The sequence below is a fragment of the Microbacterium sp. genome, from assembly GCF_003248605.1.
GTDB lineage: Bacteria > Actinomycetota > Actinomycetes > Actinomycetales > Microbacteriaceae > Microbacterium.
Genome location: NZ_QFPF01000039.1, coordinates 20,674 through 27,152 on the forward strand (window position 1 = coordinate 20,674; position 6,479 = coordinate 27,152).

Below are 6,479 nucleotides of genomic sequence, written 5' to 3' on the forward strand. Positions count from 1 at the left end.
CCGACATCCACCGGGGCGCGAGCGTGCCGTGGGAGCGTCAGCGGCGGCGCAGCAGACCGACGCGGTCGTAGACGTCGGCGAGCGTCGCCTCGGCGACGGCCGCTGCGCGGTCGGCGTTCGCGGCCAGCACCCTGTCGAGTTCGGCCGGGTCATCGAGCAGTTCGAGCGCGCGCGTGCGCACCGGCTCGAACTCCGACACGACGACCTCGGCCAGTCCCTTCTTGAAGTCGCCGTAGCCCCGGCCGGCGTACTCGTCCTCGATGGCCGGGATCTGCCGTCCGGTCAGGGCCGCGTAGATCACGAGCAGGTTCGATACGCCGGGCTTGGCTTCGCGGTCGTACCGCACGGCGCCCTCGCTGTCGGTGACGGCGCGCATGATCTTCTTCGCGCTGATCGAGGGCTCATCGAGCATCCACAGCACGCCGGCGTCGGACTCCGCCGATTTCGACATCTTCGCCGTCGGATTCTGGAGGTCGTAGATGCGCGCGCTCTCCTGCTGGATCATCGGCATCGGGACCCGGAACGTGTCGCCGTAGCGCGTGTTGAAGCGGTCGGCCAGATCGCGGGTCAGTTCGATGTGCTGCTTCTGGTCATCGCCGACCGGCACGACGGCGGTCTGATACAGCAGGATGTCGGCCGCCATGAGCACCGGATAGGTGAACAGGCCCACGGATGTCTGATCCTGGCCGTAGCGCGACGACTTGTCTTTGAACTGGGTCATCCGTCCCGCCTCGCCGAAGCCGGTGAGCGTGCCGAGGATCCACGCGAGCTCGGCGTGGGCCGGCACGTGCGACTGGACGTAGAGGGTCGATTTGGCGGGTTCGATGCCGGCCGCGATGTACTGCGCGGCCGTGCGGCGGGTCTTCTCCCTCAGTTCGGCGGGGTCGTTCGGCTGCGTCAGGGCGTGCAGGTCGACGACGGAGAAGAACGCGTCGTACGACTCCTGCAGGTCGCGCCACTGCAGAAGGGCTCCGATGTAGTTGCCGATCTGGAGGGAGTCGGCCGAGGGCTGCATTCCGGAGTAGAGGCGCGCTTTGGTCACCGATCAATCCTAGGCGCGGGATGCTGTCACCCCGCGTCGCCGGTGCTCAGAGGCCGATGCGGTAATCGGCGACGACGGGCGCATGGTCGCTCCAGCGTGTGTCCCACGACGGCGCGCGCACGACGCGGTAGTCCTCGACGCGGGCGGCGAGCTCGGGGGACGCGAGGTGGTAGTCGATACGCCAGCCGGTGTCGTTGTCGAACGCCTTGCCGCGGTTGGACCACCAGGTGTACGGACCGTCGACGTCGCCGTGGAATCGGCGCCCGACATCCACCCAGCCGAGCCCCGCGCCGGAGGTGCCGTCGGTGCACGGCACGTCGGCGCCCTCGACCCCGAGGAACCGGTCGAAGTAGGCGCGCTCACGCGGGAGGAAGCCGGCCTTCTTGAGGTTGCCCCGCCAATTGCGGATGTCGAGTTCGCGGTGTCCCACGTTGAGATCGCCGGTGATGAGGGAGAGCGGTGCCGCGGCGCGCAGCTGCGGCATGCGGTGTTCCATGGCGTCGAGGAACGCCCACTTCTCGTCTTGGCGGGCGGTGCCGACCTCGCCGGTGTGCACGTAGGCGCTCACGACGCTGAGTGTCTCGCTCTCGACCTCGACGTCGACCTCGATCCAGCGGCCCGCGGTGTCGAGGGCGTCGTCGGCGAATTCCGTGCGCACGGCGCCGAACGGAACCCGTGCCGCGACGGCGACGCCCGCGCGACCCTTGGCCAGCGCCTCGTCGCCGACGACGTGCCAGCCCGGCAGCGACGCCGCGAGATCGTCGGCGCCGGCGCGCACCTCCTGCAGAGTGAGGATGTCGACGTCCGCCCCCTCGAGCCAGGCGTGCATGCCCTTGCGGGCCGCGGCCCGGATGCCGTTGACGTTGACGGATGCGATGCGGATGGTTCGAGGCACGCGCTCCACTGTAGCCAGGGCCGCCGACACCGCCGCGATGCCCGGGCGCCGCCGCCGCCGAACCGCGAGGCGTCAGAAGTCGAACACGCCGCCCGAGCGCACCGGAGGCGGGGGAATCTCGCGGATGCGCGCCAGATCGTCCTCGGCCTGTCGCAGGCGACGCGCGGCGGCCCAGGCACGGTACCACGGCGCCTCGTCACGCTCGAGGCGCGCCTCACGCAGCCGCACCTCCGCCGCCAGCAGCAGCGCGTCGTACTCCGCGCGGGCGCGCTCATCCTCGCTCTGCTCCGCGATCGCGAGATTGCGGTCGGAAGCGGCGACGGCGATCCAGGATCCGGCGACGAGGATCACGATGCTGTTGAGTCGGAACCACAGCAGGAACCCGATCAGCACCGCGAAGGTCGCCAGCAGCGGATTGGAGGGCGTGTAGCTCAGCAGCAGGCCCGCACCGACCTGCAGGACGACGATCGCGGCTCCGCCGAGCAGCGAGCCCGGCCAGATCCGACGCCAGGGGAGGGCGGCGCCGGTGAGGAACCGGAACATCCCCGCGAGGGCTGCCCCGTTGATCGCGAAGGACACCAGCAGGGATGCCACACGCGCGACCGCATTGGAGAGTGCGCTCAGATCCTCGAGGCCGAAGACGGTGAACAGCAGCCCGAGCGCCCAGGTCGCGATGCTTCCGACGAGCGCACCGGTGAGCAGGGCGACCCCGAAGATGACGGCGGCGACAAGGTCGCGCGCCTTGAGCAGAAAGTAAGAGCGGGTGTCGAAGGGAAGACCGAAGATGTCCCGCACCGCCCGGCGGGCGAAGGTGATGAAGCCGATCGCCGTCCACACGACGATCACGAGCGCGATCGCGCCGGTGATGCTCAGCGTGCTCGCGCTGCTGGTGGCCACGGCCTCGACCTGTTCGGGTGTGACCAGGCCCTGCTCGCTGATGAGATTCGGGATGTAGTCGTTGATGATCGAGATGAGGCCCTCGATCGCCGCTCTGCTCGCCCCGAGCCAGAGGCCCACGATCGCGAAGGCGAGATAGATGACACCGAAGATCGCGAACAGCGCCTGGTAGCTCACACCCGCCGCGAGGAGGAATCCGTTGTGCCGCAGATAGTGGCGCCAGACCCGGATCGGAAACCACGCAAGGGTCCGGCGGGTGATGCGGGTGGCCTTCTCGACCGGCTCCTCGAGGTGCGTGCGCAGCGTCTCCTGGGCGCTCTCCCACCGCGCGCGCCACTCGCTCGTCTCATCGACGGCGGGGTCGGGCTTGCGCGGGTCGGTCACGCCTCCAGGCTAGCGATGCCGCCGGCATCCCCTGTTCTCATCGTCGTGGGGCGGGCGAACTTCGTCGCCACCCGCGCGGGCGCGACGAGGACGGAGTCGGGGCCGCGGTCGGACACGCCAGGAAGGCCCGCCGCCGCGACGAACGCGTCATCCAGGTGCAGGAGGTCGCCTCGGTACAGCCGCCATGCAGGATGGGTGTTGGGCGCGAAGATCGTGCGGCCCCGGCGGGTCTCGTGGAAGCCCCACCGCGCTGTCAGCCAGCGCGCCTGCGCGGACTCGTCCGCCTCATCGGTCGCCGCCACGCGGAATGCGGTGCGCGCCCCGCCGCGATTCCGCGTCGCTGCGAAGTCCCACACGCCGGGCGATCGCCGCAGCGACGTGCGCGACCACACGTAGGGCAGGCCGAACAGCGCCCTGGCGGCCAGTACGGAGACGAGCGGCGAGGCGTCGAGGGACCGGAAGACGACGCCGCGCCGTCCCGCATCGTCGATGGAGTACAGACGCACGTTGATCTCGACGAAGGTGCCCCAGAAGGGCACCGCCGGAAGCGGCAGGAACCGGTGGTCGGCGAGTGTGAACCCGATCAGGCCCACCCAGGTGCTGCCGTCGTGCTCATCCGGGCGCACGCCGGCCGGCATCATCGGCGCGACGAGCGCCGGATCGACGCGCCAGTGCAGAAAGACCAGATCGCTCCACACCTGAGCGACGACGGCCCGCCCGGGAAGGGGCGGGCCGTCGTCGGAGAGGTCGATCACAGGCCGCGCAGGACCGCCTGCTTGACCTCGGCGATGGCCTTGGTGACCTGGATGCCGCGCGGGCACGCCTCGGAGCAGTTGAAGGTCGTGCGGCACCGCCACACGCCCTCTTTGTCGTTGAGGATGTCGAGCCGCACGTTGCCCGCGTCATCGCGCGAGTCGAAGATGAAGCGGTGCGCGTTGACGATCGCGGCCGGTCCGAAGTACTGACCGTCGGTCCAGAACACGGGGCACGACGAGGTGCACGCGGCGCAGAGGATGCACTTGGTGGTGTCGTCGAAGATCTCGCGGTTGACGATGGACTGCACGCGCTCCTTGCCCGGCTCGGGCGTGGAGTTGGCGATCAGGAACGGCTTGACCTCGCGATACGAGGCGAAGAAGGGCTCCATATCGACGATCAGGTCCTTTTCGAGCGGCAGACCCTTGATCGCCTCGACATAGATCGGCTGCGAGATGTCGAGATCCTTGATCAGGGTCTTGCACGCGAGCCGGTTGCGTCCGTTGATGCGCATCGCGTCGGATCCGCAGATGCCGTGCGCGCACGAGCGGCGGAACGACAGCGAGCCGTCGACCTCCCACTTGATCTTGTGGAGGGCGTCGAGCACACGGTCGGTCGAGTAGAGCTCGACGTCGTAGTCGACCCAGCGCGGCTCGTCGTCGACCTCGGGGTCGAAGCGGCGGACGATGAAGGTGACGAGGAACGACTGGATGCCGGTGTCGGCGCCCGCGTCGATGTCGGGCGTGGCATCGGTGGCGGTGGCGATCGCCTGTGACATCAGTACTTCCTCTCCAACGGCGGATAACGCAACTCGCCGGCTTCGTTCTTGGTGAAGACGACGGGCTTCCAGCCGAGCGTGATGTGGTCATCGGCCTTGGACGAGTGCGGGTCGCCGCTCAGGTAGGCCATGGTGTGCTTCATGTAGGCCTCGTCGTCGCGCCCCGGGAAGTCGTCGCGCATGTGGCCGCCGCGGCTCTCCTTGCGATTGCGCGCGGTGACGACGACGACCTCGGCGATGTCGAGCAGGAACCCGAGTTCGACGGCCTCGAGCAGGTCCGTGTTGTACCGCTTGCCCTTGTCGTCGACGTGGATGTTCTTGAACCGCTCGCGCAGCTCCTCGATGACGCCGAGCACGTGGGTGAGGGACTCCTCGGTGCGGAACACCTGAGCGCCCTTGTCCATCTCCTCCTGCAGCTTCTTGCGCAGCACGGCGATGCGCTCGGTGCCGGTGCCCTCGCGCAGGCCCTCGATGAGGCCGTACACCTCGGCGGCCGGATCCTCCGGCATGGGCACGAAGTCGGCGGTCTTGACGTACTCGACGGCGTTGCGGCCGGCGCGCTTGCCGAAGACGTTGATGTCGAGCAGCGAGTTGGTGCCGAGGCGGTTGGAGCCGTGCACCGACACGCACGCGCACTCGCCGGCGGCGTAGAGCCCGGGCACGACCGTGTCGTTGTCGGCGAGGACCTCGGCATTGACGTTGGTGGGGATGCCGCCCATCGCGTAGTGGGCGGTGGGCATCACCGGCACGGGCTCGACGACCGGGTCGACGCCGAGGTAGGTGCGGGCGAACTCGGTGATGTCGGGGAGCTTCGTCTCGAGCACCTCCGCGCCGAGGTGCGTGCAGTCCAGCAGCACGTAGTCGCGATGCGGACCCGCGCCGCGGCCCTCGGCGACCTCCTGCTGCATGCAGCGGCTGACGATGTCGCGCGGGGCGAGGTCCTTGATCGTGGGGGCGTAGCGCTCCATGAAGCGCTCGCCCGACACGTTGCGCAGGATCGCTCCCTCGCCGCGGGCCCCTTCGGTGAGCAGGATGCCGAGACCCGCGAGTCCCGTGGGGTGGAACTGGAAGAACTCCATGTCCTCCAGCGGCAGGCCCTTGCGCCAGACGATGCCGACGCCGTCGCCCGTGAGGGTGTGGGCGTTGGAGGTGGTCTTGTAGATCTTGCCGAACCCGCCCGTGGCGAAGACGACCGCCTTGGCGTGGAAGACGTGCAGGTCGCCGGTGGCGAGCTCGTAGGCGACGACGCCCGCGACCTGCGTCTTGCCGGCAGCATCCTTCGTCGTGATCAGATCGAGCACGTAGAACTCGTTGAAGAAGTTGATGCCGAGCTTGACGCAGTTCTGGAACAGCGTCTGCAGGATCATGTGCCCGGTGCGGTCGGCGGCGTAGCACGCGCGGCGCACGGGGGTCTTGCCGTGATCGGCGGTGTGCCCGCCGAAGCGGCGCTGGTCGATCTTGCCCTCGGGGGTGCGGTTGAAGGGAAGACCCATGTTCTCGAGGTCGATGACCGCGTCGATGGCCTCTTTGGCGAGGATCTCGGCCGCGTCCTGGTCGACGAGGTAGTCGCCGCCCTTGACGGTGTCGAAGGTGTGCCACTCCCACGAGTCCTCTTCGACGTTGGCGAGCGCCGCGGCCATGCCGCCCTGCGCGGCACCCGTGTGCGAGCGCGTCGGGTAGAGCTTCGAGATCACGGCGGTCTTGGCGTGCGGGCCGGCCTCGATCGCTGC

General features: G+C 68.9%; 6 protein-coding genes. All 6 read right to left on the reverse strand.

All coding sequences use genetic code 11. The annotated features are described in order from the left end of the window. Positions 1–37: 37 nt before the first annotated feature. Positions 38–1,042 (reverse strand): tryptophan--tRNA ligase, encoded by a 1,005-nt coding sequence (gene trpS, locus DI573_RS07220; RefSeq protein WP_292812249.1) that lies wholly within the window; start codon positions 1,040–1,042, stop codon positions 38–40. Between the two features lie 46 nt (positions 1,043–1,088). Further along, positions 1,089–1,937 (reverse strand): exodeoxyribonuclease III, encoded by an 849-nt coding sequence (locus tag DI573_RS07225; protein WP_292812251.1) that lies wholly within the window; start codon positions 1,935–1,937, stop codon positions 1,089–1,091. A gap of 72 nt (positions 1,938–2,009) precedes the next feature. Next, positions 2,010–3,218, reverse strand: a complete 1,209-nt coding sequence (locus tag DI573_RS07230; protein ID WP_292812253.1) for a YihY/virulence factor BrkB family protein — start codon at positions 3,216–3,218, stop codon at positions 2,010–2,012. Continuing rightward, positions 3,215–3,973 (reverse strand): DUF2071 domain-containing protein, encoded by a 759-nt coding sequence (locus DI573_RS07235; protein WP_292812256.1) that lies wholly within the window; start codon positions 3,971–3,973, stop codon positions 3,215–3,217. Before DI573_RS07235 ends, DI573_RS07230 begins: the two co-directional genes overlap by 4 nt. Further along, entirely contained in the window at positions 3,970–4,749 is a 780-nt protein-coding gene (locus tag DI573_RS07240) for a succinate dehydrogenase iron-sulfur subunit (RefSeq protein WP_292812258.1), read from the reverse strand. Before DI573_RS07240 ends, DI573_RS07235 begins: the two co-directional genes overlap by 4 nt. After that, positions 4,749–6,479 (reverse strand): succinate dehydrogenase flavoprotein subunit (gene sdhA / locus DI573_RS07245; protein ID WP_292812261.1); only part of this gene is annotated, 1,731 nt, incomplete at its 5' end. The genes sdhA and DI573_RS07240, both read right to left, overlap by 1 nt.

What these genes read in the sequence shown, in the direction of transcription:
- DI573_RS07240 (WP_292812258.1), bottom strand. Translation starts at nt 4,749, where the DNA reads ATGTCACAGGCGATCGCCACCGCCACCGATGCCACGCCCGACATCGAC.